Origin of the sequence: Paraburkholderia acidiphila (genome assembly GCF_009789655.1) — a bacterium.
In the GTDB taxonomy this organism is placed as follows: domain Bacteria; phylum Pseudomonadota; class Gammaproteobacteria; order Burkholderiales; family Burkholderiaceae; genus Paraburkholderia; species Paraburkholderia acidiphila.
Genome location: NZ_CP046909.1, coordinates 883,239 through 909,261, shown reverse-complemented (window position 1 = coordinate 909,261; position 26,023 = coordinate 883,239). Strand labels below are relative to the sequence as shown.

At 66.0% G+C, this 26,023-nt stretch carries 21 protein-coding genes and 1 tRNA gene; 12 read left to right on the top strand and 10 right to left on the bottom strand.

Going from position 1 to position 26,023, the window contains the following annotated elements; all coding sequences use genetic code 11:
• Positions 1 to 72: 72 nt before the first annotated feature.
• Positions 73 to 2,445 carry a bifunctional diguanylate cyclase/phosphodiesterase gene (locus FAZ97_RS04050; RefSeq protein WP_158757302.1) on the top strand — a complete coding sequence of 791 codons (2,373 nt, stop codon included), beginning with the start codon at positions 73 to 75 and terminating at the stop codon, positions 2,443 to 2,445.
• Between the two features lie 112 nt (positions 2,446 to 2,557).
• Positions 2,558 to 3,775, top strand: coding sequence for a chromate transporter (locus tag FAZ97_RS04045; protein ID WP_158757301.1), 1,218 nt, complete (start codon positions 2,558 to 2,560; stop codon positions 3,773 to 3,775).
• A gap of 20 nt (positions 3,776 to 3,795) precedes the next feature.
• Here FAZ97_RS04045 and FAZ97_RS04040 read toward each other — a convergent pair whose 3' ends face one another.
• From FAZ97_RS04040 to FAZ97_RS04030, 3 genes are read right to left on the bottom strand one after another with little or no spacing between them, the layout of a single operon-like run.
• Positions 3,796 to 4,818, bottom strand: coding sequence for a histone deacetylase family protein (locus FAZ97_RS04040; RefSeq protein WP_158757300.1), 1,023 nt, complete (start codon positions 4,816 to 4,818; stop codon positions 3,796 to 3,798).
• 23 nt (positions 4,819 to 4,841) lie between these two features.
• Entirely contained in the window at positions 4,842 to 6,101 is a 1,260-nt protein-coding gene (locus tag FAZ97_RS04035; RefSeq protein ID WP_158757299.1) for a Zn-dependent hydrolase, read from the bottom strand.
• Between the two features lie 45 nt (positions 6,102 to 6,146).
• The gene (locus FAZ97_RS04030; protein WP_158757298.1) at positions 6,147 to 7,466 is read right to left on the bottom strand and encodes an MFS transporter; all 1,320 of its coding nucleotides are present in this window, start codon (positions 7,464 to 7,466) and stop codon (positions 6,147 to 6,149) included.
• A 151-nt stretch (positions 7,467 to 7,617) separates the two neighbouring features.
• Between FAZ97_RS04030 and FAZ97_RS04025 the strand changes: the two genes are divergently transcribed.
• Positions 7,618 to 8,568 carry a LysR family transcriptional regulator gene (locus FAZ97_RS04025; protein ID WP_158757297.1) on the top strand — a complete coding sequence of 317 codons (951 nt, stop codon included), beginning with the start codon at positions 7,618 to 7,620 and terminating at the stop codon, positions 8,566 to 8,568.
• Positions 8,569 to 8,632: 64 nt separating this feature from the next.
• Here the strand turns inward: FAZ97_RS04025 and FAZ97_RS04020 are convergent, their stop codons facing one another.
• From FAZ97_RS04020 to FAZ97_RS04005, 4 genes are all read right to left on the bottom strand, one after another.
• A complete protein-coding gene (locus FAZ97_RS04020; protein WP_028205772.1) occupies positions 8,633 to 9,091 on the bottom strand; it encodes a CopD family protein in 459 nt (152 codons plus the stop codon).
• A gap of 95 nt (positions 9,092 to 9,186) precedes the next feature.
• Entirely contained in the window at positions 9,187 to 11,502 is a 2,316-nt protein-coding gene (gene parC, locus FAZ97_RS04015; RefSeq protein WP_158757296.1) for a DNA topoisomerase IV subunit A, read from the bottom strand.
• A gap of 58 nt (positions 11,503 to 11,560) precedes the next feature.
• Positions 11,561 to 13,552, bottom strand: a complete 1,992-nt coding sequence (locus tag FAZ97_RS04010; protein ID WP_158759047.1) for a DNA topoisomerase IV subunit B — start codon at positions 13,550 to 13,552, stop codon at positions 11,561 to 11,563.
• Positions 13,553 to 13,852: 300 nt separating this feature from the next.
• A complete protein-coding gene (locus FAZ97_RS04005; RefSeq protein ID WP_158757295.1) occupies positions 13,853 to 15,781 on the bottom strand; it encodes an ATP-binding cassette domain-containing protein in 1,929 nt (642 codons plus the stop codon).
• Positions 15,782 to 15,998: 217 nt separating this feature from the next.
• Here FAZ97_RS04005 and FAZ97_RS04000 point away from each other — a divergent pair, with 217 nt between their 5' ends.
• The 9 genes from FAZ97_RS04000 to FAZ97_RS03960 all read left to right on the top strand — a co-directional run bounded on the left by FAZ97_RS04000 (position 15,999) and on the right by FAZ97_RS03960 (position 22,107).
• Positions 15,999 to 16,181, top strand: a complete 183-nt coding sequence (locus FAZ97_RS04000) for a rubredoxin (protein WP_158757294.1) — start codon at positions 15,999 to 16,001, stop codon at positions 16,179 to 16,181.
• 226 nt (positions 16,182 to 16,407) lie between these two features.
• A tRNA-Arg gene (locus tag FAZ97_RS03995) sits at positions 16,408 to 16,482 on the top strand.
• A 98-nt stretch (positions 16,483 to 16,580) separates the two neighbouring features.
• On the top strand, positions 16,581 to 16,853 hold the full coding sequence (locus FAZ97_RS03990; RefSeq protein ID WP_158757293.1) for a hypothetical protein: 273 nt from the start codon (positions 16,581 to 16,583) through the stop codon (positions 16,851 to 16,853).
• A gap of 83 nt (positions 16,854 to 16,936) precedes the next feature.
• Positions 16,937 to 17,245: a hypothetical protein gene (locus FAZ97_RS03985; protein WP_407671792.1), complete on the top strand. Its 309-nt coding sequence runs from the start codon at positions 16,937 to 16,939 to the stop codon at positions 17,243 to 17,245.
• 138 nt (positions 17,246 to 17,383) lie between these two features.
• A complete protein-coding gene (gene dcm, locus FAZ97_RS03980) occupies positions 17,384 to 18,712 on the top strand; it encodes a DNA (cytosine-5-)-methyltransferase (protein WP_158757292.1) in 1,329 nt (442 codons plus the stop codon).
• Positions 18,713 to 18,761: 49 nt separating this feature from the next.
• Positions 18,762 to 19,211 (top strand): very short patch repair endonuclease, encoded by a 450-nt coding sequence (locus tag FAZ97_RS03975; RefSeq protein ID WP_158757291.1) that lies wholly within the window; start codon positions 18,762 to 18,764, stop codon positions 19,209 to 19,211.
• Positions 19,212 to 19,418: 207 nt separating this feature from the next.
• Positions 19,419 to 19,922, top strand: a complete 504-nt coding sequence (locus FAZ97_RS03970) for a YbhB/YbcL family Raf kinase inhibitor-like protein (RefSeq protein ID WP_158757290.1) — start codon at positions 19,419 to 19,421, stop codon at positions 19,920 to 19,922.
• Positions 19,923 to 19,993: 71 nt separating this feature from the next.
• Positions 19,994 to 21,400 carry an MFS transporter gene (locus FAZ97_RS03965; protein ID WP_158757289.1) on the top strand — a complete coding sequence of 469 codons (1,407 nt, stop codon included), beginning with the start codon at positions 19,994 to 19,996 and terminating at the stop codon, positions 21,398 to 21,400.
• A 110-nt stretch (positions 21,401 to 21,510) separates the two neighbouring features.
• Positions 21,511 to 22,107 carry a hypothetical protein gene (locus FAZ97_RS03960; RefSeq protein ID WP_158757288.1) on the top strand — a complete coding sequence of 199 codons (597 nt, stop codon included), beginning with the start codon at positions 21,511 to 21,513 and terminating at the stop codon, positions 22,105 to 22,107.
• 120 nt (positions 22,108 to 22,227) lie between these two features.
• On the opposite strand, the gene otsA is transcribed toward FAZ97_RS03960, so the two are convergent.
• The 3 genes from otsA to FAZ97_RS03945 all read right to left on the bottom strand — a co-directional run bounded on the left by otsA (position 22,228) and on the right by FAZ97_RS03945 (position 26,006).
• Positions 22,228 to 23,700: an alpha,alpha-trehalose-phosphate synthase (UDP-forming) gene (gene otsA / locus FAZ97_RS03955; RefSeq protein WP_158757287.1), complete on the bottom strand. Its 1,473-nt coding sequence runs from the start codon at positions 23,698 to 23,700 to the stop codon at positions 22,228 to 22,230.
• Positions 23,701 to 23,923: 223 nt separating this feature from the next.
• Entirely contained in the window at positions 23,924 to 24,145 is a 222-nt protein-coding gene (locus FAZ97_RS03950) for a hypothetical protein (RefSeq protein WP_158757286.1), read from the bottom strand.
• A gap of 475 nt (positions 24,146 to 24,620) precedes the next feature.
• Entirely contained in the window at positions 24,621 to 26,006 is a 1,386-nt protein-coding gene (locus FAZ97_RS03945) for a sigma-54-dependent transcriptional regulator (RefSeq protein ID WP_158757285.1), read from the bottom strand.
• Between the last annotated feature and the right edge of the window lie 17 nt (positions 26,007 to 26,023).

Below are 26,023 nucleotides of genomic sequence, written 5' to 3'. Positions count from 1 at the left end.
TCAACCGAGCGCATCGTTGCCGTTCTGCCCACCGCAATCGCGGTGCGAACTCACGCGCCTACGGCGGCCGCAATGAACACCACGCGGGGTCCGTTCTCGCGCGATTCGAGCCTGCGCAACGCGCCCGGCCCGGCGTATACGCGCCCGCGCGCGCTGCTCGCCATTCCGCTGCTCGGCGTGCTGGTGCTCCTGCTGCTATGGGCCGTGATCTTCACGCGCCTCTCGGTCGAGAAGGAAGCGACCATGCGCGAGGCCACGGCCTCGGCGGCCATCCTCTCGGCCGCGCTCGAACAGCACACCGTCAAGGCGATCCACCAGGTCGACCAGATCACGCGCTTCGTGAAGTACGAGTTCGAGAAGTCGCCGGGCCATTTCGATCTCGCGAGCACGGTCGAGAAGGGTGTGGTGCAGAGCGACTCGCTCGTGCAGGTGTCGATCATCGACGAGCACGGCACGCTCATCGCCAACACGGCGGACCCGAATCCCAAGCCCATCGATCTCTCGGACCGCGAGCACTTCAAGGTGCACGAGCACGAGAACGACGACCAGCTCTATATCAGCAAGCCGGTGCTCGGGCGCGTGTCCGGCCACTGGACCCTGCAGATGACGCGCCGTCTCAATCACCCGGACGGCTCGTTCGCGGGCGTCGTGGTGGTGTCCGAAGACCCGAGCTATTTCACGAGCGACTTCTACAACAACGCGGCAATCGGCCGTGACGGCGTGATCGCCGTGATCTCGGACAGCGGCACCGTGCTCGCCCGCCGTACGGGCAGCGCCGAGCGTGCAAACGGCACGTTCTCGGCGAGCGGCGTGTATCCCATTTCCGAGCATGTCTCGGGCACGTATGTCGACCCGATCGATCACGTCACGCGCATCGTCTCGTACCGCCATATCGACGGCTATCCGCTCGCCGTGCTGGTCGGCCTCTCGCAAGCCGAGGAGTTCGCCGACTACAACCACACGCGCGACGTCTACCTGATGATGGCGACGTTCATCTCGCTCGCCATGCTCTCGTTCTTCGCCGTGGCCACCGGGCTGATCGGCAAGCTGCTCGGGCGCGAGCGCGAGATGTCGCAACTCGTGCAGTACGACCTGCTCACGGGCCTGCCCAACCGCTACGCCACGCTTCAGCGTCTGCGACACGAAGTCTCGCAGCCGGGCAACCTCGGGCGGCTCGCCATTCTCTTCATCGACCTCGACAACTTCAAGACGGTCAACGACACGCTCGGCCACAACGCCGGCGACATCGTGCTGCAAATGAGCGCCGCGCGCCTCGCCGACGCCGTGGGCGGTGCCGGCACGCTCGCGCGCATCGGCGGCGACGAGTTCGTGGTGATCGTGAAGGGCGACGACATCGAAAAGCGCGCCATCGCGCTCGCCGAAGCGACCAATGCCGCTTTCACGCATCCGTTCGACGTGCGCGGCAGCGCGTTCGTGCTGCATGCGAGCACGGGCATCGCACTCTTCGCAGTCGCGCACGAGAGCGAAATCGATCTGCTCAAGAAGGCCGACCTGGCGATGTACGCCGCGAAGGAGGCCGGACGCAACTGCTTTCGCTTCTACTCGCCGCAGCTCGCGCACCGCGCCGACCACCTGATGAAGTGGGAGCAGCAGTTGCGCGTGGCGCTCGCCGAGGACCAGCTCTTTCTCGCCTACCAGCCGAAGATCGATTTGCGCCGGCGCTGCATCACGGGCTTCGAGGCGCTCGTGCGCTGGAACCATCCGCAATACGGGCTCATTCCCGCAGGCGAATTCATTCCGGTGGCCGAATCCACGGGCCTCATCGTGCCGGTGGGCGATTTCGTGATCCGCACCGCCTGCGCCCAGCTCGCGCAGTGGCAGCAGCAAGGCTATGAGTCGCTCACGCTTGCCATCAACATCTCGGCGGTGCAGTTCTGGCGCGGCGACCTCTACGAGACGGTGGCGCACGCCATCGAAGAAACCGGCATCGCCGCGCACCGGCTCGAACTCGAGATCACCGAAACCGCGATGATGGAGTACCCGGAGCTGGTGTCGGAGAAGATCTTCGCGTTGAAGCGTCTTGGCGTGCGCGTCGCGCTCGACGACTTCGGCACCGGCTATTCGTCGCTCTCCTACCTGAACCGCTTCGCCGTCGACACGCTCAAGGTCGACCGCTCGTTCGTGCAGGCCATTCCCGCCGACCGCAGCGTGTGCGTGATGGTCTCCGCGATCGTCAACCTCGCGCGCTCGCTCGGGCTCACGGTGGTCGTCGAAGGCACCGAAACCGAAGAGCAGATCGCGTGGCTTTCCGCGCTCGGGCCGATCGAGGCGCAGGGCTTCCTGTTCTCGCGCCCCGTGCCGGTGGAAGGCGTGGCCGCGCTGATCGAGCGCTTCGGCGTGTGCAGCGCCACGCAGCCGGGCACGCAAGCCGCGCGCGAAGATCGCCGCAACGAGCGACTGAGCGACGCGCCGCAATCGCGCTGACATTTGCGATTGCGCAGGTTGCGCGTATTTTCTGCGCCATTTCCAGCGACTTCCGCGAGCGGCGTGCTTTCGCGCACAGACGCGCACGCCCCCTCGCACGCATGATGCAGCCATGCAAACCCGCACCGACGAAGCGATCGCGGCGCCTGATACAGGCGAACTCCGCGACAACGACGAACCGCTCCTGACGCTCTTTCGCGTCGTGCTGACCGTATCCGCAGTCTCGTGGGGCGGCCTCGCGCTCATGGCGCAACTGGAGCAGCACTATGTCGAGCGCGAAGCGCGGCTCACGCAAACCGCGTTCTCGGATCTGGTGGCACTCGCCTGGATGGTGCCGGGGCCGGTGGGGTGCAACGTCGCGGTGCAACTCGGCCACGCGCTGCGTGGACGTGCGGGCGCGTGGGTCGCGGGCGTGGCGAGCGTGCTGCCGTTCTTCGCGCTAATGACGGTGTTCGCCATCTTCTACCGCACGCCGCTCGTGCACTCGATGGCGTCACGCACGCTGCTCGACCATTTCAGCGTCGTGCTCGCCATGCTGATCGGCGTGACCTGGTACCGGCAAACCCGCGCGCTCGTGCGCGGCCCGCTCGAATGGGGCGTCGCGCTTGCGGCCTGCGCGACGCTCGCGCTCGCCGCAAGCGCCGCGGCCTATGTGGCGATTCTCCTTGTCGCGTTTGCCGCGGGCTGGCTCACGAGCCCCGTGCCTTCCAGGCGGCTCGACTTACGCGTGACGCGGCGCGACGTGCAGTTGCTCGCCGCGCTTGCGGCGCTGATCGTCGTGTTCGCGCTGCCATTGCCGCACGCGTTCGACTTGGCGCTGCTCTGGCCGCGACTCGCGGGCGCGGGCATGACGCTGTTCGGCGGCGGTTTTTCCGCGCTGCCCGTGTTGAAAACGCTGTTCGTCACGCCGGCGGTGGGCATCACCAACGACGACTTCACGCTGGCGTTCACGCTCTCCCCGATTTCGCCGGGGCCGCTCCTGAACGTGGTGCCCTTCTTCGGCTATCTCGTGGATGGCTGGGTCGGCGCGCTCGTCGCCACGCTCGCGCTCTTCGTGCCTTCGGGCTGCCTCGTCGTGCTCGCGCGCCGGCACCTGCACCGCATGAAGGCGAACCCGCGCTTCGAGCACGCGATGCGCGTGCTGCGCGCCGCGACGACCGCGTTTCTCGCGATCGCCGTCTGGCACATCGCGCGCCACGTGCCGTTGCAGCCGTCGTATCTGCTGACGGCCGTGTTCTCGGCGATGTGCTTCGGCAAGCTCAAGCTCCCCGCTTACGCGGTCTACGCGACGGTCGGGCTCGCGTGCGGGGCGTGGTTGCTGTTGGCCTGAAACGCGCGTTCCCGCGCTGATCAGCGCGCCGCCATAAAGCCTCCGAAGAACGCCCGCGCATTGTCTTCGAGACTTTCGAGGTGATAGCCGCCTTCCTGCACGATGACCGAAGGCAGGCCGAGCGCGCCGATCGCCGTGCCTAGCCGCCCGAACCCTTCGGTGCTCACGGCGACCTTCGACTGCGGATCGTCCTTGTAAATGTCGAAGCCAAGCGCAAGCACAAGCGCGTCCGGCTGGAAGCGCTTGAGCACGCGCAGCGCCGCCTCCACGCGCTCGAAGAACACCGCCTCGGAAGCGCCATGCGGCATCGGCAGATTGACGTTGTAGCCCTCGCCCGCGCCATTGCCGCGCTCGTCCTCGTAGCCCGCGACCACGGGATAGAAGTTGGTCGGATCGCCGTGGATCGAGATGTAGAGCACGTCGCTGCGGCCATAGAAGATTTCCTGCACGCCCTGGCCGTGGTGCATGTCGGTGTCGAGGATCGCCACGCGCTTGAAGCGGCTGCGCAGCGACTGCGCCGCGATGGCCGCGTTGTTCAGATAGCAGAAGCCGCCCGCCGCATCCGCGCGGGCATGATGGCCGGGCGGACGCGAAAGCGCGTACGACTCGCGCGCGCCTTCGTTCACGCACGCCGCAGCCGCCAACGCGCTCTGCGCCGACCAGTAGGCCGCGCGCCACGTGTTCGCACCAATAGGGCAACTGCCATCCGCGAGATAGCGCGCCGCCTGCGCGAGTACGCCGCGTAGTGGATTCGGCTCGCGCACGTAGATGTTCGACATCACCTCTTCGCCCCAGTCCTCGGGCACGCGTTTCCATTCGGTGTGCGCTTCTTCGAGAAAGCGCAGATAGTTCATGTCGTGCACGGCGGCAATGGGCGCCGTGCCGAAGTCGGCGGGCGCCGCGACGTCGAAGCCGAGCGAGCGCGCCGCGGCGACTAGATGTTCGGCGCGCTGCGGCACTTCCTGCGGCTCACGCAACTGGCCGCGCGAAAAATAGGCACGCGGACGGTGCAGCAGCTGATCGGGGTGAAACCAGGTTTTCATGTTCAGTTCTCCTTCTGTTTCTCTCACGCGTCGGTGGCAACGGCCACGCGCACACCCGCGCGCGCCGCAACAGCGTTGAGCAGCACGTTCGCGCCAGCCGTGACGTCTTCCGGCAGCGCGTCCTCGGCTTCGTTGTGCGACAGGCCGTCCACGCAGGGGATGAACACCATCGCGGTCGGACAGTAGCGTGCGAGGTGGATCGCGTCGTGACCCGCACCACTCACGATACGCTCGTGCGGATAGCCAAAGCGCTCTGTCGCATCGGCCACCAGCGCGACGCACTGCGCGTCAAACGGCGTCGCCGGGCTCGTCCAGCAATGCGCGATCCGCACGCCGAGGCCGCGCGCGGCGGCCACCTCCGCGCATAGCGCGCGCAAGTCGCGCTCCATCGCGTCGAGTTGCGCATCATCGGGATGGCGCAGATCGACCGTGAAAGTCAGATTCGCCGCGATCGTGTTGCGCGACGAATTCGCGATCTGCGCCTGGCCGATCGTCACGAGACCGAGCGGCGCGTAGCGCGCCATCACACGCTCGATGTCGAGCGACATTTGCGCCGCGCCGAACCACGCATCCTTGCGATAGCGCATGGGCGTCGTGCCCGCATGCGCGGCCACGCCCGTCACGTTCACGTCGAACCAGCGGATCGCCTGGCCACCCGTCACGACGCCAATGGTCGTACCGTTCGCCTCCAGAATCGGGCCCTGCTCGATATGCGCTTCGAAGTAGGCGTCGACGGCCACGCCTTGCACAGCACGCGCGCCGCGCGCGCCGCATACGTCGAGCGCGGCGCCGAGCGTCGCGCCATCCGCGTCCGTACGCGCGAGTGCGTCCGCCAGCGACATCGCGCCCGCGAATACCGCCGAGCCCAGCATCGCCGGCGTGAAGCGCGCGCCCTCCTCGTTGGTCCACGAGCAAATCTCGATGGGCTTCTCGGTTCGCGCGCCCGCGTCGTTGAGCGCGCGCACGACTTCGAGCGCGGCGAGCACGCCGTACACCCCGTCGAAGCGGCCACCTTCGGGCTGCGTGTCGAGGTGGCTGCCCATCAGCACGGGCGCGGCCTGCGCGTCATCGCCCTCGCGGCGCGCGAACAGGTTCCCCACTTCGTCGGTCCACACCGTCATGCCCGCCTCGCGGCACCAGCGCGCGAACAGTTCGCGCCCGCGCCGGTCTTCTTCCGTGAGCGCGAGACGGCGCACGCCGCCGCCCGCGGTGGCGCCAACACGCGCCATCTCCATGAGGCTCGCCCACAGGCGCGGGCCGTCGATCTGCAAAAGGTCTTTCATCGGTCCATCCATTTCACTCGAACTCATCAGTACACCTGCTCAACATCAGCGCGCACTCAGCGCCTCGGCTGCCGCCTCATCATGCGCATGCTCGTGGCGGCGCGCGTCGAGCGCGACGATGCACAGCAGCGAAACACCCGCGAGGCACGTATAGAACACGGCGAGCGGCCACCACTGCCCCACATAGCGATGCGCGAGCCACGTGCCGACGAGCGGCGTGAGCCCTCCAGCGATCGCGCCGCACACCTGGTAAGAGAGCGAAATCGCGGAGTAGCGCACGCGCGTCGCGAACACGCCCGAAACGAAGCCCGCGATCACCGAATAGAAGCTCGCCATGCAGACCACGGCGATCGCGATGCCGATCACCATCGGCACGACCTTGCCGCTTTGCACGAGCACGAACATCGGATAAGGCGAGAGCATCGCGGCGATGGCGGCGCACTTGAGGAAGCGCGCGCTGCCCATGCGTTCCGCGAGCCAGGCGGCGAGCGGCTGCACGAGGAACTGGATGATCGCGACCGCGAACAGGCAATCGAGAATGAGCGAGCGCGTGATGCCGACGTACTGCGTGGTGTACGCAATCATGAACGTGTTGGTGAAGTACACGCCCGCAATGCCGATGGTATTCGCGCCGATGCACAGCAGCACGAGGCCCCACGCCGAGCGGAACACTTCGGCGACCGGCAGCTTGAGCGTGCGGCGCTGATCCTTGAGCTTCTCGAACTCGGGCGACTCGTTCACGCCGAGCCGGATCATGATGCCGACCACGAGCAGCACCGCCGACACGAGAAACGGCAGACGCCAGCCCCACGAAAGAAAGTCGGCCTTCTCGAGCGAGGTGACCGAGCGGAACGCAAGCAGCGAGAGAATCAGCCCCGCAGGCGAGCCCAGCTGCGCAAACGAAGCGAAGAACGTGCGGCGGCCTTCGGGCGCATGCTCACCCGCCATCAGCACGGCGCCGCCCCACTCGCCGCCCACGGCAATGCCCTGCACCACGCGCAGCAGCACAAGCAGCACGGGCGCGAGCATGCCGACGCTCGCGTACGAAGGCAGCAGGCCGACGCAGACGGTGGCGACGCCCATCATCATGAGCGTGGTCATGAGCGCCTTCTTGCGGCCGATGCGGTCGCCCAGATGGCCGAAAATCAAGCCGCCGAGCGGGCGCGCGAAAAAGCCGACGGCGAAGGTCGCGAACGACGCCATCGTGCTCACGAAGCGGTCTTCGGAGGGGAAATACAGCTCGCCGAACACCAGCGCGGCGGCCGTGGCGTAGATGTAGAAGTCGTACCACTCGATCATCGTGCCGATGAACGCCGCGGCGGCGGCGCGCACCGGCTGGCGGGTGCCGGGTTGGGGGTTGGCCATGCGTCGGTCTCCTTCTGGCGCGTTTGGGGTGAATTCGTGTTGCATGCACGCTTTATCGCCAGCCACAAATCATTAGTCAAATTTCGCGTTATTATTCAGCGCATAAATTTATCTAATACCCTTGGCGCAGTCCCGCGCCGGGAGACCGTCCATGCGCGCCGATACCACCCGCTTTCTCAATGACCGTCTCGACTGGAACCTGCTGCGCACCTATCTCGCGATCATGCAGGAGCGCAGCCTGAGCCGCGCCGCCGCGCGCCTCTTCGTCACGCAGCCCGCCGTGAGCCAGGCGCTCAAGCGCCTCGAAGACGCGCTCGGCCGCAAGCTCATCGAACGGCGCGGGGCGCAGTTCGTGCCGACCGAGGCGGGCGAAGAGGTCTATCGCATCGCGAGCGACATCTACGGCACGATTTCCCAGCTCGAAACCGGGCTCGACGAACGCACCACCGACATCACCGGCTCGATCCGCCTGCTCACCGTGAGCCGCATCGAGTCGCGCGTGTACGACGAATTTCTCGCGGAATTCCACACGGCCTACCCTCGCATCGACCTGCAGATCGAAGTCATGCGCTCGTCGGACATCATCTCGTCGCTGCTGCAGAAAACCGCGACCGCGGGCTTGAGCCTGTGCCGCACGCCCATCGACAAGCTCGACATGCGCTGCTTCCTGCGTCAGCGCTATGCGATGTTCTGCGGGCGGCATCACCGGCTCTTCGGGCTTTCGCAACTGACGATGGACGATCTGCTCGCGGAGAACTTCGTCTCCTTCACGAGCGACCAGATCGGCGACAGCCTCTCGCCGCTCACGGTGTTTCGCGATCAGCGCGGCTTTACGGGGCGCATCGTGGCGTCGTCACCGAGTCTCGATGAAGTGCGGCGGCTGATCTTCGCGGGCTACGGCATTGGCTGCCTGCCCGAGCATACGGTGCGGGACGATCTGGCGCGGCAGCGCCTGTGGCGGCTGCCGCCGGAGGAAGGGCTCGTGGATGTCGACATCCACTTGCTGTGGCATCGCGAACGCAAGCGCAATGCGGCCGAAGAAGCGTTCTTCGATGCGATGGAGCGCTGCATGCAGCGCCATGCGCTCGCGGAGCGCCTGTAGATCTATAGGCGCGGGCCGCGAACGTTGCGGGAGAAACGAGAAAAAGACGGAAATGAAGCGCGGATCAGAACCCGCGCGCGAGCACGGCAACGCCGATCGTGACGATGCCGAGCACGAGGTTGATGACGACGAGCCGGCGCACGGTGCCCACGGCGCGCGCGCCGTCGGGCCACTTCTGCGCCTGCACGGCGCGACGAATACGCGGAAACACGGCGAAGCGGATGTGGCCGAAGATCAGCATCATCAGTACGCCGAGGCCCGCCATGGCATGCAGTTGCCAGGTGGCATGCTCGCCGCCGAACTGCATGAGCAGGAAGCCGCCGGTGAGCAGGATCACAATGACCGAGACGCCCACCCAGTTGAAGAAGCGGCCGAACACCGATTCGATGAGCGGCAGGCGCAGTTGCGGCGAGAGGTCTTCGAGCGCCGGGCGCAGACAGAAGTGCGCGAAGATCATGCCGCCCACCCAGACGGCAACGCCCAGCAGATGCAGAAAGAGCGCGACTGCGATCGCGTGGCCCATGCTTGAATTCCCTCGTAACGTGTAATTATGCGGCGCGAGCCGTTGTGCGCGGCATTATTCCATGCCGCGCAGCGATTCGCGCCGAATATGCGCTTTTACTGCGGCAACACCGGACGCATCTCCGTAATCGCCTTGAGCTTCGAGTCCGGCGCGCGGCCCTTGCGTGCGCGCTTGCCGATCTGCGGAGCCAGCACCGCGCCCGCCATCAGGTCCTCGCCCGCCTTGCCGCCGCGGCCCGTGCCCACGAGCACGACGCCCGCCGCACTGATCGCGAGCGCCTGCACGAGTTTCTCGTTGTCGTCGAGCTGCATGAGCGTGACGCCGCGGCCGCCGCCAGAAAGCGTCTTCATCTCGTCGAGGCCGAATACCAGCAAACGACCGCCCGACGAAAGACATGCCACCTGCAACGCACCGGGCAGCATCGGCATCGGCGCGAGCGGCACGCAGCCCTCGTCGATCGTCATGAACGCCTTGCCCGCCTTCACGCGGCTCACCATGTCGCCGATCTTCGCGATGAAGCCAAAGCCGTTGCTCGACGCCAGCAGCAAGGGCTGTTCCGCATTCGCCGCGAAGTAATGCAGCAGATGCGTGCCCGCTTCGAGTTCGATGAGCGACGTGACCGGCACGCCGTCGCCGCGCCCGCCTGGCAGGTTCGCAATCGACACCGAATACACGCGGCCATTGCTGCCCCACGCGATGAGCATGTCGGGCGTGCGGCACTGGAACGCCGCATAGAGGCCGTCGCCGGCCTTGAACGTGAAGCCCTGCGTATCGAGCCCGTGGCCCTTGAGCGCACGCACCCAGCCCTTCTGCGAGACAACGACCGTGACCGGCTCGTCCACCACGCGCGCTTCGAAGCTCGCGCGCTTTTCCTGCTGGATCAGCGTGCGGCGATCGTCGCCGTACTGCTTCGCGTCGGCTTCGATTTCCTTCACGATGAGCCGCTTCATCGCCGCGTCGTTGGCGAGCAGCTCTTCGAGCTTCGCCTTCTCTTCGCGCAGTTCCGCGAGTTCCTTCTCGATCTTGATCTTCTCGAGCCGCGCCAACTGACGCAGACGGATTTCAAGAATGTCCTCGGCCTGGCGCTCGGACAGCCCGAACGCGCTCATCAGCGCGGTCTTGGGCTCGTCCGATTCGCGGATGATGCGGATGACTTCGTCGATATTGAGGAAGACGATCATCCGCCCTTCGAGGATATGGATGCGGTCGTCGACCTTGGTCAGGCGATGCTGCGTGCGGCGCGTGACCGTCGCGAAGCGGAAGCCGATCCACTCGCCCAGAATCTCGCTGATGCCCTTCTGGCGCGGACGGCCATCGGCGCCGATCATGACGAGGTTCAGCGACGCGTTCGATTCGAGGCTCGTATTGGCGAGCAGCGAATTGACGAACTCGGACTGGTCGATCTTGCTCGTCTTCGGCTCGAACACGAGACGCACGGGCGCGTCCTTGCCCGACTCGTCGCGCACGGCGTCGAGCAGCGCGAGCATGGTCTGCTTGCTCTGCAACTGCTCGGGCGTGAGCGTCTTCTTGCCGAGCTTGAGCTTCGGGTTCGTCAGTTCCTCGATCTCTTCGAGCACCTTCTGGCCCGAGGTGTTCGGCGGCAGCTCGGTCACGACCAGTTGCCACTGGCCGCGCGCCAGCTCCTCGATCTTCCAGCGCGCGCGCACCTTGAGGCTGCCGCGGCCCGACTCATAGGCCGCCGCGATTTCCGCGTCGCTCGAAATGATCTGGCCGCCACCCGGGAAATCGGGCCCGGGTACCTTCTCCATGATCTCCGCATGCGAGAGCTTAGGATTGCGGATCATCGCCACCGCGGCCGACGCGACTTCGCGCAGGTTATGCGACGGAATTTCGGTCGCGAGACCCACCGCGATACCCGACGCGCCGTTGAGCAGCACCATGGGCAGGCGGGCGGGCAGCGTCTTCGGTTCCTGGAACGAGCCGTCGTAGTTCGGCATGAAATCGACGGTGCCCATGTCGATTTCATCGAGCAGCAGCTTGGCGATGGGCGTCAGGCGCGCTTCGGTGTATCGCATGGCCGCCGCACCGTCGCCGTCGCGCGAGCCGAAATTGCCCTGGCCGTCGATGAGCGGATAGCGCATCGAGAAGTCCTGGGCGAGGCGCACGAGCGCGTCGTAGGCCGACTGGTCGCCGTGCGGATGGTACTTGCCGAGCACGTCGCCCACCACGCGCGCCGACTTCACGGGCTTGGCGTTGTCGCCGAGACCCATCTCGTTCATCGCGAAGAGAATGCGCCGCTGCACCGGCTTCTGGCCGTCGCAGACGTCGGGCAGCGCGCGGCCCTTCACCACGCTCACCGCGTAGTCGAGATAGGCGCGTTCTGCGTAGTGGCCGAGCGTGAGCGTGTCGCCGTTCGGGGCGTCCGTCACTTCAGCAAAGAGATCGTCCATGTTTCAATCAATCCGTAATCGTGTACGCGTTCAGACGTGTGCCTGGTTGTCTGCCCGCTTAGATGTCCGCTTCGACTTCGTTGCCCTTCTCTTCGAGCCACGAACGGCGCGAAGCCGCTTCGCCCTTGCCCATGAGCATCGTCATGCGCGCCACCGTCGCCTCGTAGTCGAGGTCACCGAGCGCGATGGGCGACAGGCGCCGCGTGTCGGGGTTCATCGTCGTGTCCCAAAGCTGCTCGGCGCTCATTTCGCCGAGACCCTTGAAGCGGCTGATGGTCCATTGCGTTTCGCGCACGCCGTCCTTGCGCAGCTTGTCGAGAATCGCCTCGAGTTCGCCTTCGTCGAGCGCGTAGAGCTTCTGCGCGGGCTTCTTGCCGCGTGCGGGCGCATCCACACGGAACAGCGGCGGGCGCGCCACGCACACGTGGCCGCGCTCGATCAGCTGCGGGAAATGCTTGAAGAAGAGCGTGAGCAGCAGCACCTGGATGTGCGAGCCATCGACGTCGGCATCGGAAAGAATGCAGATCTTGCCGTAGCGCAGGTTCGACAGATCGACGGTCTCGTCAGGGCTGTGCGGATCGACGCCGATCGCCACCGAAATGTCGTGCACTTCGTTGTTCGCAAAGAGCCGGTCGCGCTCGGTCTCCCACGTGTTGAGCACCTTGCCGCGCAGCGGCAGAATGGCCTGGTACTCCTTGTCGCGCCCCATCTTCGCGGAGCCGCCAGCGGAATCGCCCTCCACGAGGAAGAGTTCGTTGCGCGCGATGTCGGTCGATTCGCAGTCGGTGAGCTTGCCCGGCAGCACGGCCACGCCGGAGCTCTTGCGCTTCTCGACCTTCTGGCCCGCGCGCGTGCGCGCCTGCGCCTGCTTGATGACGAGATCGGCGAGTTTCTTGCCGTGCTCGACGTGCTGGTTGAGCCAAAGCTCCAAAGCCGGACGCGAGAACGACGAAACGAGCTTCACGGCGTCGCGGCTGTTCAGGCGCTCTTTGATCTGCCCCTGGAACTGCGGATCGAGCACCTTGGCCGAGAGCACGAACGAGACACGCGCGAACACGTCTTCGGGCAGGAGCTTCACGCCTTTAGGCTGAAGATTGTGCAATTCGACGAAGCTCTTCACGGCCTGGAACAGACCATCGCGCAGGCCGCTTTCGTGCGTGCCGCCCGCGGGCGTCGGAATCAGGTTCACGTACGACTCGCGCGTGAGCGAGCCTTCCTCGCTCCACGCCACGACCCACGCGGCGCCCTCGCCTTCGGCGAAGGTGTCGTCGGTGGTGCGCGCGTCGGCGTAGCGCTCGCCTTCGAACAGCGGGATCAGCAGGTCGGCGCCGCCCATGCCTTCGAGCAGGTAGCCGCGCAGGCCGTCTTCGTACTTCCAGCTTTGGCGCTCACCGGTCTTCTCGACGATCAGTTCGACCTCGACACCCGGCAGCAGCACGGCCTTCGAGCGCAGAAGGCGTTGCAGTTCGCCGAGCGGCAGATTGGGCGAATCGAAATACTTGGGATCGGCCCATGCGGTCACGCGCGTGCCGGTTTTCTTGTCGTCGCGCGCAGCGTTGCGCGTGGTGAGCGGCCGCGTGACGTTGCCGTCCGAGAAGCCGATTTCGGCGACCTTGCCGTCGCGCCAGACGGTCACGTCCAGACGCGTGGAAAGCGCATTGGTGACCGAGACGCCCACGCCGTGCAGGCCGCCCGAAAAGGTGTAGGCGCCGCCGGCGGCCTTGTCGAACTTGCCGCCCGCGTGCAGTCGCGTGAAGACGATTTCGACGACCGGGACTTTTTCGTCGGGGTGCAGGCCGAACGGAATGCCGCGGCCGTCGTCCTCGACGGAGACGGAATGGTCGGCATGCAGCGTGACGGTGATGCGCTTGCCATAGCCGCCGAGCGCTTCGTCCGAGGCGTTGTCGATGACTTCCTGGACGATGTGCAGCGGATTCTCGGTGCGCGTATACATGCCCGGCCGCTGCCGGACGGGCTCGAGGCCCTTGAGCACCTTGATCGACGCTTCGCTATAGCCAGTGTTTCCAGCGTTGGACTTCTTCGTTGACATGGTGATCCACAGGGGGTTGTCCTCGCGCTTGTCCACAGGTCCTGTGGACATCTGCGGGGAAAACGCGTTGAGCGTTCAAAAAAACCGATACGAAACAACGAGGTGAGCCGGCTGCACGCCGCGGTGGCAGGTGCGCTCGCGGCGGCGCAGTGGTTCGCTAGTTGTTCGAATTCGCGAGGTATTGTACTGATTTGGGCTCGCACGGCAATTTGCGCGAGGGTTGGCTGGCCGAACGGACGAGTGCGCCGCACCCGTCCGCCGCAAAAAAAAGCGGCCTTCATCAGGCCGCTCTCTATCGCATCACTTACGCTTGCTCTCCAACTCCTCCCACCGCTCAAGCGCCACGAGCAATTCCTCGTCGATCGCCGCGTAACGCTCAGTCAGGCGAGCGCCCTCCTGCGCATCCTTCGCGAAGATCGCCCCGTCCTCGATCTTCGCGCCGATGGTCTTCTGCTCCGTCTCCAGCGCCTCGATGCGCTTGGGCAGCTCCTCGAGCTCACGCTGCTCCTTGAACGAAAGCTTCACAGTGCGCTGCGCATTGCGCCCCGCCGCGCTGTCCTTGGGCGCTGCCGCCGCGGGAGCCGCTTCCTTCGGCGCACGCGCCTCGGCAATTTCCTGCGCGCGCGTGCTTTGCGTCTGCCAGTCCGTGAAGCCGCCCACGTACTCGCGCCAGCGACCTTCGCCCTCGGACGCGATCACCGAAGTCACCACGTTGTCGAGGAACGCACGGTCGTGGCTCACGAGCAGCACAGTGCCGTCGTAGTCGGTCAGCAGCTCTTCGAGCAGTTCGAGCGTCGGAATGTCGAGATCGTTGGTCGGTTCGTCGAGCACCAGCACGTTCGCGGGCCGCGCGAACAAGCGCGCGAGCAGCAGGCGGTTACGCTCGCCGCCCGAAAGCGATTTCACGGGCGAGCGCGCGCGCTCGGGCGCGAACAGGAAGTCGCCGAGATAGCTCATCACGTGCTTCTTCGCGCCGTTGATCTCGACCCAGTCGCTGCCGGGGCTGATCGTATCGGCGAGACTCTTTTCCATGTCGAGCTGGGCGCGCATCTGGTCGAAGTACGCCACCTGCAGATTCGTCCCCACGCGCACCGTGCCAACATCCGGCTTCAATTCGCCGAGGATCAGCTTGAGCAGCGTGGTCTTGCCCGCGCCGTTCGGACCGACAAAGCCGATCTTGTCGCCGCGCATGACCGTCGACGAGAAGTTGTCGACGATCGTGCGGCCGCCATAGCGTTTCGTCACATCCGTGAGTTCCGCGACGATCTTGCCGGACTTCTCGCCTTGCGCGACATCCAGCTTCACGTTGCCCTGCACATTGCGGCGTTCCTCGCGCTCGTGGCGCATCTGCACGAGGCGCGCGATGCGGCCCACGCTGCGCGTGCGGCGCGCTTCCACGCCCTTGCGGATCCACACTTCTTCCTGCGCGAGCAGCTTGTCGAACTTCTCGTTCTCCACGCGCTCGACTTCGAGCTGCTGCGCCTTGCGCTCCTGGTACTGCGTGAAGTTGCCCGGATACGAAAGCAGCTTGCCGCGGTCGAGTTCGACGATGCGCGTCGCCACGCGGTCGAGAAACGCGCGGTCGTGGGTGATGAAGAGCAGGCTCGAACGCTGCGCCACGAGCAGTTCTTCGAGCCAGCGAATGCCGTCGAAGTCGAGGTGATTGGTCGGTTCGTCGAGCAGCAGAATGTCGGGCTGCACGACGAGCGCGCGCGCAAGCGCCACGCGCTTTTGCATCCCGCCCGAGAGCGCGCCCACGCGCGCTTCGCCTTCGAGGCCGATCTGCGCAAGCGTCGTGGACACGCGCGTGCGCCAGCTCCAGGCGTCGGCATGATCGAGCGACGATTGCAGCGTGTTCATGCGCGCGAGCAGCGCGTCGTGTTCCGCGCCTTCGGGCGTGTCCGCGAGCTTGTGCGCGACCGCGTCGTATTCGTCGAGCAGCGCACGCACGTCGGCGAGGCCCGAGGCGACAGTGTCGAACACCGTGGCGTCGGCGTCGAAGTCGGGCTCCTGCGGCACGTAGACGGTCGAGAGATCCTGCTGGCGCGTGACGAGGCCGTCGTCGGGCTTCGCGAGATCGGCGACGATGGTCAGCAGCGACGACTTGCCCGCGCCGTTGCGGCCGATCAGCCCGACGCGCTCGCCGGCTTCGAGCGAAAAGTCCGCATGGTCGAGCAGCGCGACGTGGCCGAACGCCAGTTGCGCGCCTGTGATGGTGTAAAGCGACATGGATGGAAAGCGATGCGTGCGGTGGACCTGAAGCGAGCATTGTACCGGGGCGCGCAGGCCGGGCCGCGCAGGCCGCTGATTACAGCGACTCTTTAGCGCAGCGGCGCGCGATCCGTTTTCCGGTAACATCGCGGGTTGCCCGCTGCGCCCTGCCTTAGCTTAGATAAAGGGGCGCATCACGGGCCATGCATCAAATCGACTGAACGAAGGACACGCTGTGAGTGAAGTAATCGAGTACAAGAGCTGGGTCTGCCTGATCTGCGGCTGGATCTACAACGAAGAAGAAGGCCTGCCCGACGAGGGGATCGCCGCCGGCACGCGCTTTGACGATATTCCCGACGACTGGCGCTGCCCGCTGTGCGATGTGGGCAAACCGGAATTCGCCGTCGTCGAGTTCTGATCGCGCCACGTTGCGCCGGCTCGCGGGGAGCGATCAACGCGGGACCCAAAACGCAGCGCCGGGGCCATGGGGCGTCATTTTCGCGCCCGAACACGTTTGCTATACTCTTGGCCCTGCGTCGCGATATCGCTCGGACCCGCAAGGCCGAACCGCTTCGCGCGCCGCTCCGCGCCATGACGGGTCACTTGGGAAACATGGCGATCGAACGGAGCCATGCTCGAGCGCGCTCCCTGTAGTTCAATGGATAGAACAAGTGCCTCCTAAGCGCTAGATGCAGGTTCGATTCCTGCCAGGGGGACCAGACGCGCGAGCATGCCGGGCCGCAGCCATAGCCGGTTCACGCGTCCCGCCCAGTCTCTTTCGCGCATTCGCGCCCCCTCTTTCCCGAGCAGGTTTTCCATGGACATCAACAAGCAAGTCGCCGCCCTCACCGCCTCCGAACTGCAGACGGCCGGGGCCAGTCAGGCCACCGCCATTGCCGTGAGCGTGCTGCTGCGCCATCTCAATTCGCCGGAACTCGCGCGCCAACTGGGCGCCGCGTTCGAAAACCATCAGGCCGTGATGCTGCAAACGCCCTGGCCCGAGCAGATGCTGAACGCGTTCGAAGCGACGCGACGTTTCTTCGAAAGCGCCGCGCAGGTGCAAGGCACGACGCCGCCGGCCGCCGAATAAACAGCAAGGCAGCGACAAATAATCGGTGCATTAGGGGTAAGTACTGAGATATTTTCCCTAAAGAAGGGAAAAATAGTGCCGTAATGGCCTTCATGGACACACCGCGTCCCCTCCCCGCCGGTTATATGATGTCGAACCTCATAGACCAGGATATCACGCACATTCGTCGCGTGATGCCCTTGTCGCTCGCCGGCGACTTCGGCGGGCCAATCCTCCCCGCGAACTACTGGCGCCAGCGGCTGCACCGCCTGCTCGACACCGGCCACGTGAACAAGGGGCAGCTGTGCGAAATCGACAGCCTGCTGCTGATCCTCGATCTGCACGAGCTGAACGTCGCCTCTGCCTCCGCGGCGCTCCCGAAGCAGGCGAACGCCGGCTCGCAACACTCCTGACTCCCCACTGAATTCGACGCTCGCACGCGCAGGCATTCGTCTGCACCGCGTGCGTCTGTGCACGCGCATCGGGAATTCCTGGTGCCGCGGGTCGACCATCGGTCATAATGTCCGCAAAAATACCCTAACGAGGACTCCGTGCACACGGCCGAACCGAGAGACCTGCTTCAGCAGGCACGCAAGCGTTTCACCCAACAGCAGATCGCCACACACGTCGGCCGCGACGTGAAGACCGTGCGACGTTGGGAAAAGGGCGAAACGCCCTGCCCCGCGATGCTCGAAGCCGCACTGCGCGAGCTGCTGCAAGGCGGCGTTCACGCCAATGGCGGCACGGCGCGCTTTCGCTTCATCGACCTGTTCGCCGGCATTGGCGGCATCCGCAAAGGTTTCGAGGCCCACGGCGGCGAGTGCGTCTTCACGAGCGAATGGAATCCGTTCTCGCGCAAGACCTATCTGGAAAACTACGGCGAAGACCATCCGTTCATTGGCGACATCACGGCCGTGGACGCCGCCGACGTGCCCGATCACGACGTCCTGCTCGCGGGCTTTCCCTGCCAGCCGTTCTCGATCGCGGGCGTGAGCAAGAAGAACGCGCTTGGCCGTCCGCACGGCTTTGCCTGCACCACGCAAGGCACCTTGTTCTTCGACGTCGCGCGCATCATCGCCGAGAAGCGGCCCGCCGCGTTTTTGCTCGAGAACGTGAAGAACCTCGTCTCGCACGACCGCGGCCGCACCTTCGACGTGATCCTCCAGGTGCTGCGCGACGAACTGGGCTATGACGTGCACTACCGTGTGATCGATGGGCGTCATTTCACGCCACAGCATCGCGAGCGCATCATCATCGTCGGTTTTCGCGAGCCGACGCCGTTTTCATGGGATGCGCTCGCGCTGCCGGAAGACGGCCCGCGGCTCGCCTCGATCCTGCATCGCACCGATGGCTGCGAGCCGCTGCTGCCGTGGGACGGCGAGCGCTTCTTCGATCATGGCGCGCGACACGTGCAGCCGAAATACACGCTCACGCCGGGGCTTTGGGCGTATCTGCAGCAATACGCCGAGAAGCACCGCGCGGCCGGCAACGGCTTCGGCTTCGGCCTTGCGTTCCCCGATAGCGTCACGCGCACGCTTTCTGCGCGCTATCACAAGGACGGCTCGGAGATCCTCGTCTATCAAGGCGAAGGATTGCGCCCGCGCCGCCTCACGCCGCGCGAGTGCGCGCGGCTCATGGGCCTGCCCGACACCTTCCGCATTCCGGTGAGCGACACCCAGGCGTACCGCCAGTTCGGCAACAGCGTGGTCATGCCGGTGATGCGCGAAGTCGCGCGCACGATGATGCCGCATCTCGATGCGGCGCTGGCCTCGCGGCGCGAGGCGCTTCCCGCGAACGTGTTGCCTGTTCCCGCCGTTGCACGCACCACGCGCACATCGCGCAACACTGCACCGGCGAGCGCCACGGCGGGAGGCCGCTGACCGGCCGCGCCGCAGCCACTCACAGCCAACCGCAGCGAGGCGACAGACGATGGTCGACGTCGTCGATACCGCGACACGCAGCCGGATGATGTCCGGCATTCGCGGCCGCAACACGAAACCCGAAAAGCTGATCCGCAGTCTGTTGCACCGGCGCGGCTTTCGCTTTCGCCTGAACGTGCGCGAGCTGCCCGGCCGGCCCGACATCGTGCTGCCGCGACGGCGCGCCGTGGTGTTCGTCCATGGCTGCTTCTGGCACGGCCACAACTGCGCGCTCTTCAAATGGCCGCAAACGCGCTCCGAGTTCTGGCGCGAGAAGATCGCGCGCAACCGTCTGAACGACGCCAAGGCGCTCGCCGCGCTCGCGGCCCAAGGCTGGCGTGTGGCGGTGGTCTGGGAATGCGCGTTACGCGGTGCGCAGCACAATCCCCAGGCGGTCGTCGAACGGCTTGCCGTGTGGCTCGAAGACGAGTCGTCCGCATGGTTCGAGGCGCGCTCGTGATCGCGGCTCGGCCACCATCGCAACAAGCGTGACATCCAACGCCACACCCAACGCGACACCCAGCCGATGCGCCGCGCATGTTTCGCTGCGAAGCTGCCCCTGGCTGAACAGCCCGCAGTGCTAAACTCAATTGATCGGCTGCGTACAAAAGACGCGCCACGCGCGCTTGCGCCGCCGTCCCACAACGCGAAGCGAAGGAGACAACCGATGGCTGATTTCCGACTTTGGTCCGATGACTTTCCCAGCAACGGTTTCATGCCGAAGGCGCAGGAGTTCGACGACCGGGCCTTCGGTGTCGAAGGCGACAATGTCTCGCCCGCGCTGCAGTGGGACGCACCACCCGCCGACACGCAAAGCTTCGCGCTCACCGTCTACGATCCGGACGCGCCTACGGGCAGCGGCTTCTGGCACTGGGTCGTGGTGAACATCGCGCCCGACGTGCGCTCGCTCGCGCGCAACGCCGGCAAGCCCGACGGCAGCCTGCTCCCGCAGGGCGCCGTGCAAGTGCGCAACGACTACGGCACGGTCGGCTTCGGCGGCGCGGCCCCCCCGCGCGGCGACAAACCCCATCGCTATATCTTCCGCGTGCACGCGCTCAAGGCGGCGCAACTGCCTGTCACGCCGGAAACGACCAACGCGGTGGCGCGTTTCATGACGCATTTGAACGAAGTCGACTCGACCACCTACGTCGGGCTCTACGAACTGAAATAAGCCGCCAGACAACACCAGAAAACAACCGCCAGCCGGCGGCGCACGCCCATCGCGCGCCGCCTCTTCCATCGATGCCCACGCTTTCCGAACGCTCCGCCACTTCCGCCGCCGACATCGAAAACGGCCTGCCCTTCCCACAACGCTACTACGCGATCCTCGTGGTCGCGCTCGGCATCACACTGGCCGTGCTCGACGGCGCGATCGCCAATGTCGCGTTGCCGACCATCGCGCGGCACCTTCACGCGAGCGCGGCGAGCTCGATCTGGATCGTCAACGCGTATCAGCTGTCGGTCACCATCTCGCTCTTGCCGCTCGCCTCGCTCGGCGACCGCATCGGCTACAAGCGCGTGTACCTGGCCGGCATGGTGCTTTTCACCATCGCGTCGCTCGGCTGCGCGCTGGCGACCACGCTGCCCCAACTCGCGTTCGCGCGCATGGTGCAGGGGTTCGGCGGCGCAGGGATCATGAGCGTGAACACCGCGCTCGTGCGCATGATCTATCCGCGCGCGCAACTGGGCCGCGGCGTCGCCATCAATGCGATGGTCGTGGCGATCGCCTCGGCGGTCGGACCGACGCTCGCCTCGGGTGTGCTCGCCATTGCGACGTGGCCCTGGCTCTTTGCGATCAACGTGCCGATCGGCATTGCCGCGCTCGCGCTGGGTCTGCGCGCGCTGCCCGTGAACGAGCGCCATCCCGCGCCCTACGACTACCTGAGCGCCGTGCTCAATGCCATTGTGTTCGGCCTCCTGATCTTTGCCGTCGATGGCCTCGGCCACGGCGAAAGCAATCGCCTCGTCGCGGTCGAATTCGTGCTCGCGATCGTGATCGGCTGGTTCTTCGTGCGCCGCCAGCTCACGCAGCCCGCGCCGCTGTTGCCCGTCGATCTGCTCGCCAACCCCGTGTTCGCGCTGTCGATCAGCACCTCGGTGTGTTCGTTCTGCGCGCAAATGCTCGCGTTCGTCGCACTGCCTTTCATGCTGCAGGAAACCCTCGGCTTCTCGCAGGTCGACACGGGCCTGCTCATGACACCCTGGCCGCTCGTCATCATCGGCGCCGCGCCGCTTTCGGGCGCGCTCTCCGACCGCTATCCGGCGGGCATGCTCGGCGGCATCGGCCTCGCGCTCTTCGCGCTTGGCTTGCTCTCGCTCGCCACGCTCGGCGCGCATCCGACGGTGTTCGATATCTGCTGGCGTATGGCACTGTGTGGCGTAGGCTTCGGCGTGTTCCAGTCGCCCAACAACCGGCAGATTCTTTCTTCCGCGCCGCGCGAGCGCAGCGGCGGCGCGAGCGGCATGCTCGGCACCGCGCGCCTCACAGGCCAAACGCTCGGTGCGGCGCTCGTGGCGCTCATCTTTGGCATTGCGCCGCAACACGGGCCAACCGTGGCGCTCTACGTGGCGACGGCCTTTTCCGCCGTCGCGGCCGTAGTCAGCCTGCTGCGCCTGATGCCGGGCGCTGCGACGAGGACTCCGGGCTAAGCGCGGCCTAACCCTGCGCGCGCGCAGGCACTAACATGGGTTTAGGGCGAGCCCTATTCGCGGCCACGCCCGGCGAGTCAACCTGCCGTGCCAGGCAAAGGGGGCTTCCCATGTCACTGATCGTCGCTGGTCGGTTCACGACCTTCCCCGCCGCCGAAGCCGCAGCCGAAAAGCTGTACGCGGGCGGCTTCCTCGAAGAAGACGTCAACCTGTTCTTCGTCAATCCACGCGGCCAGCATGCGCGCCATGCCATGCCCGACACGCACCCCGCCGCAGGCGCGCCGCCCGGGGCCATCGGCGTGCCGCCGCATCACACGCGCAATATCACCGCTGGCGCGGTGGCGGGCGCCGTGGTGGGCGTGGTGCTCTTCAGCGCGTTCTCGGCGGCGCTGCCCACGGTCGTGATCGCGGCCGGCGTGGGCGCCTGGATCGGGGCGCGCATCGGTGCGGGCGTGGGCGCGAAAGCCACCGCGCAACACATGGCGGCGCACCACGAGAGGGTGCACCGCGAAATGCGCAGCGATGGCGTCCTGCTCTCCGTGCACGTCTGCTACGAGAATCAGGATCTCGCCGCGCAGTTGCTGCGCGACGGCGGCGCCGCCGATATCGAGTGCGCCTCGGGCCAATGGCACGACGGCCACTGGGCGGATTTCGATCCCACCCGGGCACCGATGCCGTTCGCGGCGCCGGGCGGCCAGCGGATCTGAGCGCCGCGTACGAAGCGCGGACGCAAAAAAGTGCGGCGGCCCGAAGGCCGCCGCGCATAGGCATTTGCGTCGAGAAAACGTGAGTCGGTCAAAGGCGGCGCGCACGCCGCCTCTACATCGCTACGCGCTCGCTGCGCGTGGCGCCTGCTCAGCTGCGGGCGTCTGCGCGGACGTTTTCCCTGCTGGCGCGGCATTGCGCGCCCTGGCTGTGACCGAAGCCGCCGTCGCGACGCTGCGCAGGTCGGCGAGGAACGTATCGCGCCACACCGAAAGATTGTTCTCGCGCAGCGACGCCATCATGTCGTTGTAGCGCGACACGCGCTCGGCGTGCGGCATGGAGAGCGCGCGCTCCAGCGCCTCGGCCGTCTGGTTCAGATCGTACGGATTCACGATCAGCGCTCCCGGCATCTGCTCGGCCGCGCCCGCGAACTGCGAAAGCACCAGCACGCCGGGATCGTCGGGATTCTGCGAAGCCACGTACTCCTTCGCCACGAGATTCATGCCGTCGCGCAGCGGCGCCACATAGCCCACCTGCGCCTCGCGGAACAGCGCCATCAGCAGGTTGCGCTCGTACTTGCGGTTCAGGTACTGGATCGGCGTCCAGTCGAGCTGCGCGAAACGCCCGTTGATGCGGCCCGCCTCGCCTTCGAGATTGCGGCGGATCGTCTGGTAAGTCTGCACGTCGGAGCGCGTCGGCGGCGCGATCTGCAGGAGCGAGACCCGGCCATGCCAGCCCGGCCCGTTCTGCAGCAGACGCTCGAACGCCTGGAAGCGCTCGGCGAGCCCCTTCGAATAATCGAGCCGGTCCACGCTCATGATCAGCTTGCGCCCGCGCATGGCTTCTCGCAGGCTGCGCACGGCCTTGCGGTCGGAGAACTGCGAGGAGGCGCGGGCGATGGCATCCGGATAAATGCCAATGGGGTACGCCCCGACCTTCAGGAAGCGGTCCCACGCGTGAACCATACCGTCATCGCTCGCCGTACCATGGCCGCCGCGCTCGACGTAGTCGAGGAAGGCCTGGCGGTCGGCGTCGGTCTGGAAGCCGACCACGTCGTAGTGGCACATGAACTTCATGAGCTCTTCGTGCGGCGGCACCGAGCGCATGACTTCGGGCACCGGCAGCGGAATGTGCAGGAAAAAGCCGATCGGGTTCTTCACCCCGAGATCGCGCAGGCAGCGCGCGAACGGAATGAGGTGATAGTCGTGCACCCAGATGATGTCGTCGGGCTCGATGAGCGGCTGCAGCTGACGCGCGAGCGAGACGTTCACGCGCAGGTAGCCGCCGTACTCCTGGCGCTCGTAGCGCGCGAGGTCATTGCGGTAATGGAACGTCGGCCAGAGCGTCGTATTCGAGAAGCCCTTGTAGTACTGGTCATAGTCACGCCGGGTAAGACCCACCGTCGCGTAGGTGACGCTGCCCTGCTGCTCGATGACCGGTGCGGACGGCTCCGCGACCGTTTCGCCGCTCCACCCGAACCACACACCGCCGGTTTCCTTGAGCGCGTCCAATACGCCGACTGCGAGCCCGCCCGCTGCGGGACGGCCCTCCTGGGTCGGCGCAACGCGATTCGATACCACGATCAGTCTGCCCATTGCGGCTCTACCTCCTGTTTCGTTGGGTCCGAAGACGATGCTTCAGGTACGTACGCAAGATGCGTGCCGGTTCGGCAGGGTCTGGAGCAAAAAGCTTTTCTCATTGACGCTCAGACGAGCGAATTCCGCGCGGCAAGCACGCAAGTGCGCAATACCCCGGTGATCGGTCAGGCCAGGAACCCGGCCTGCAAACAGCGCGCGGCGCGCGGCGGTTCGAAGCGCCTCAGGCGTCCTGCTCCGAGCCGAGATCGCGCTGGTACTCGATGCCCTCAGCCCGCGCCCCGCCTTGGTTGTGCTCGCCGTCGGGCGGCACGCCTGGGGCCGCGCGGTTCTGGCCAGCGGGGTCCGGCGTGACTGACTGCACAGGACTGCTCTTCTCTTGCGAATCGCGCGGGCCACGCTTGCCCGTGTAACGAGCGGAGCGGCGCAAGGCAGGATGTCTCATGTCGATGCCTCCAGCGGAAGGCGGCCACGCGGCGGTGGCGTTTTTTTATAGTCTAGGGTTCGCCGCGTGAATTCGCCGGTAAAAATGGTGGGGCTTTTGTAACTAGTACATAAAAGCCATCCGCTTCATCCGATGACTGCGGCGGGCCTTGCGAGCAGCAGCGCGCATAGCGAACCATACGCCTGGCGAATGAGGGATTCGAGAGGAGACCGAAGGGTCGGATGCACGCACCGAATGCGGCACTTCGCCCGGCTGTGTCGGCGGATCGCCGATGGGCGGCACGTCGGGCTCGCCGGGCTGATCCGGCGGCGGTTCGTCGGGCTGCGGGGTATGTGCGAGCCAGGGCTCCACGCGGACGGCATCACTGGATTGGCAGCTCGGCATCTTTCGCTCCTCATGATGGACGCGAAACTCTTACTGCAAGCGTCGTACCGCCCGCACGTGCGCGCCACGCGGGCGCACACGCGAGTGTTGCTCAGGCGCCCGCTACGCGCGCCGGCGCATCGCCCTTGCCGCCGCTTTCGTTGCCGTACTCGACAAGACGGTTATAGAGCGTCTTCAAGCTGATGCCGAGAATTTCCGCCGCGCGCGTCTTCACGCCGCCGCACTGCTCGAGCGTCGCGAGAATGAGCTGGCGATCGGCGTCGGCGAGCGAGGTGCCGAACGGGATCGTGACCGCGGTGCCCGCAATCGGCTTCGAGAGCGAGATCTGCAGCGGCACCGTGGCCGTAAAGTCGCCGTCGTTGCCCGACATGATGTGCGCGCGCTGCACGTAGTTCTTCAGCTCGCGCACGTTACCGGGCCACGGATAGGCCGCCAGCATTTCGCGCACGGCCGGCGGAAACTGCTTTTTCGTGCCGTGACGCTCGTTCAGTTCGTCGAGGAACGCCTGGGCGAGCAGCTCCACGTCCTTGCCCCGTTCGCGCAGCGGCGGCAGGCTGATCGGAAACACGTTCAGGCGGTGATACAGGTCGAGGCGCAGTTTCCCTTCGGCAACGGCCTGCTCCGGGTCGCGGTTGGTCGCCGCGATCAGGCGCACATCGGTCTCGATTTCCTTGGTCGTGCCCACGCGCATGAACATGCCGGTTTCGAGCACGCGCAGCAGCTTCACCTGCAACTCGATCGGCATTTCGGTGATTTCGTCGAGGAACAGCGTGCCGCCGTTCGCGCGCTCGAAATAACCCTTGTGCTGCCGGTCCGCACCCGTGAACGAACCGCGCTCGTGACCGAACATTTCGGACTCGATCAGGTTCGGCGAGATCGCCCCGCAGTTCACTGCGAGGAATTCGTGCTTGCGCCGCAGGCTCAACTGGTGGATGGTCTGCGCGGCCACTTCCTTGCCGGTGCCCGACTCGCCCACCAGCATGACCGAAGCGGGCGTGGGGGCAACGCGGCTGATCTGGTCGTAGACCTCCTGCATGGTCGGCGAATTGCCGAGCATCAGGCCAAAGCGCCCCATGCGGCGCAACTCGCCGCGCAGCGTGCCGATTTCGGCCTTGAGGTCGCCCGCGCGCGGCAGGCGGTTCAGGATCGCCTTCACGCGCTGAAGGTTGATCGGCTTGACCAGGTAGTCGATCGCGCCGGACTTGAGCGCATCGACGGCCGTCTCGACGCTCGCGTGCCCGGTGATGACCACGAGCTCCACGCCCGAGCGCGGGTCCAGATCCTCGAAAAGGTCGGTGCCACTGCCGTCGGGCAGCTTCAGGTCGGTGAAGACCACGTCCGGCATCTGCCGCACGAGCTGGATGCGCGCCTCGCGCAGGTCGCCTGCCTGCGCGGTGGTGAGCCCGTCTTCGCTCACCACGGCCGCCAGCGCCTCGCGGGTTTGCGCATCGTCATCGACAATCAATACATGTGGCATCGCGTCTCGTCAGCCTT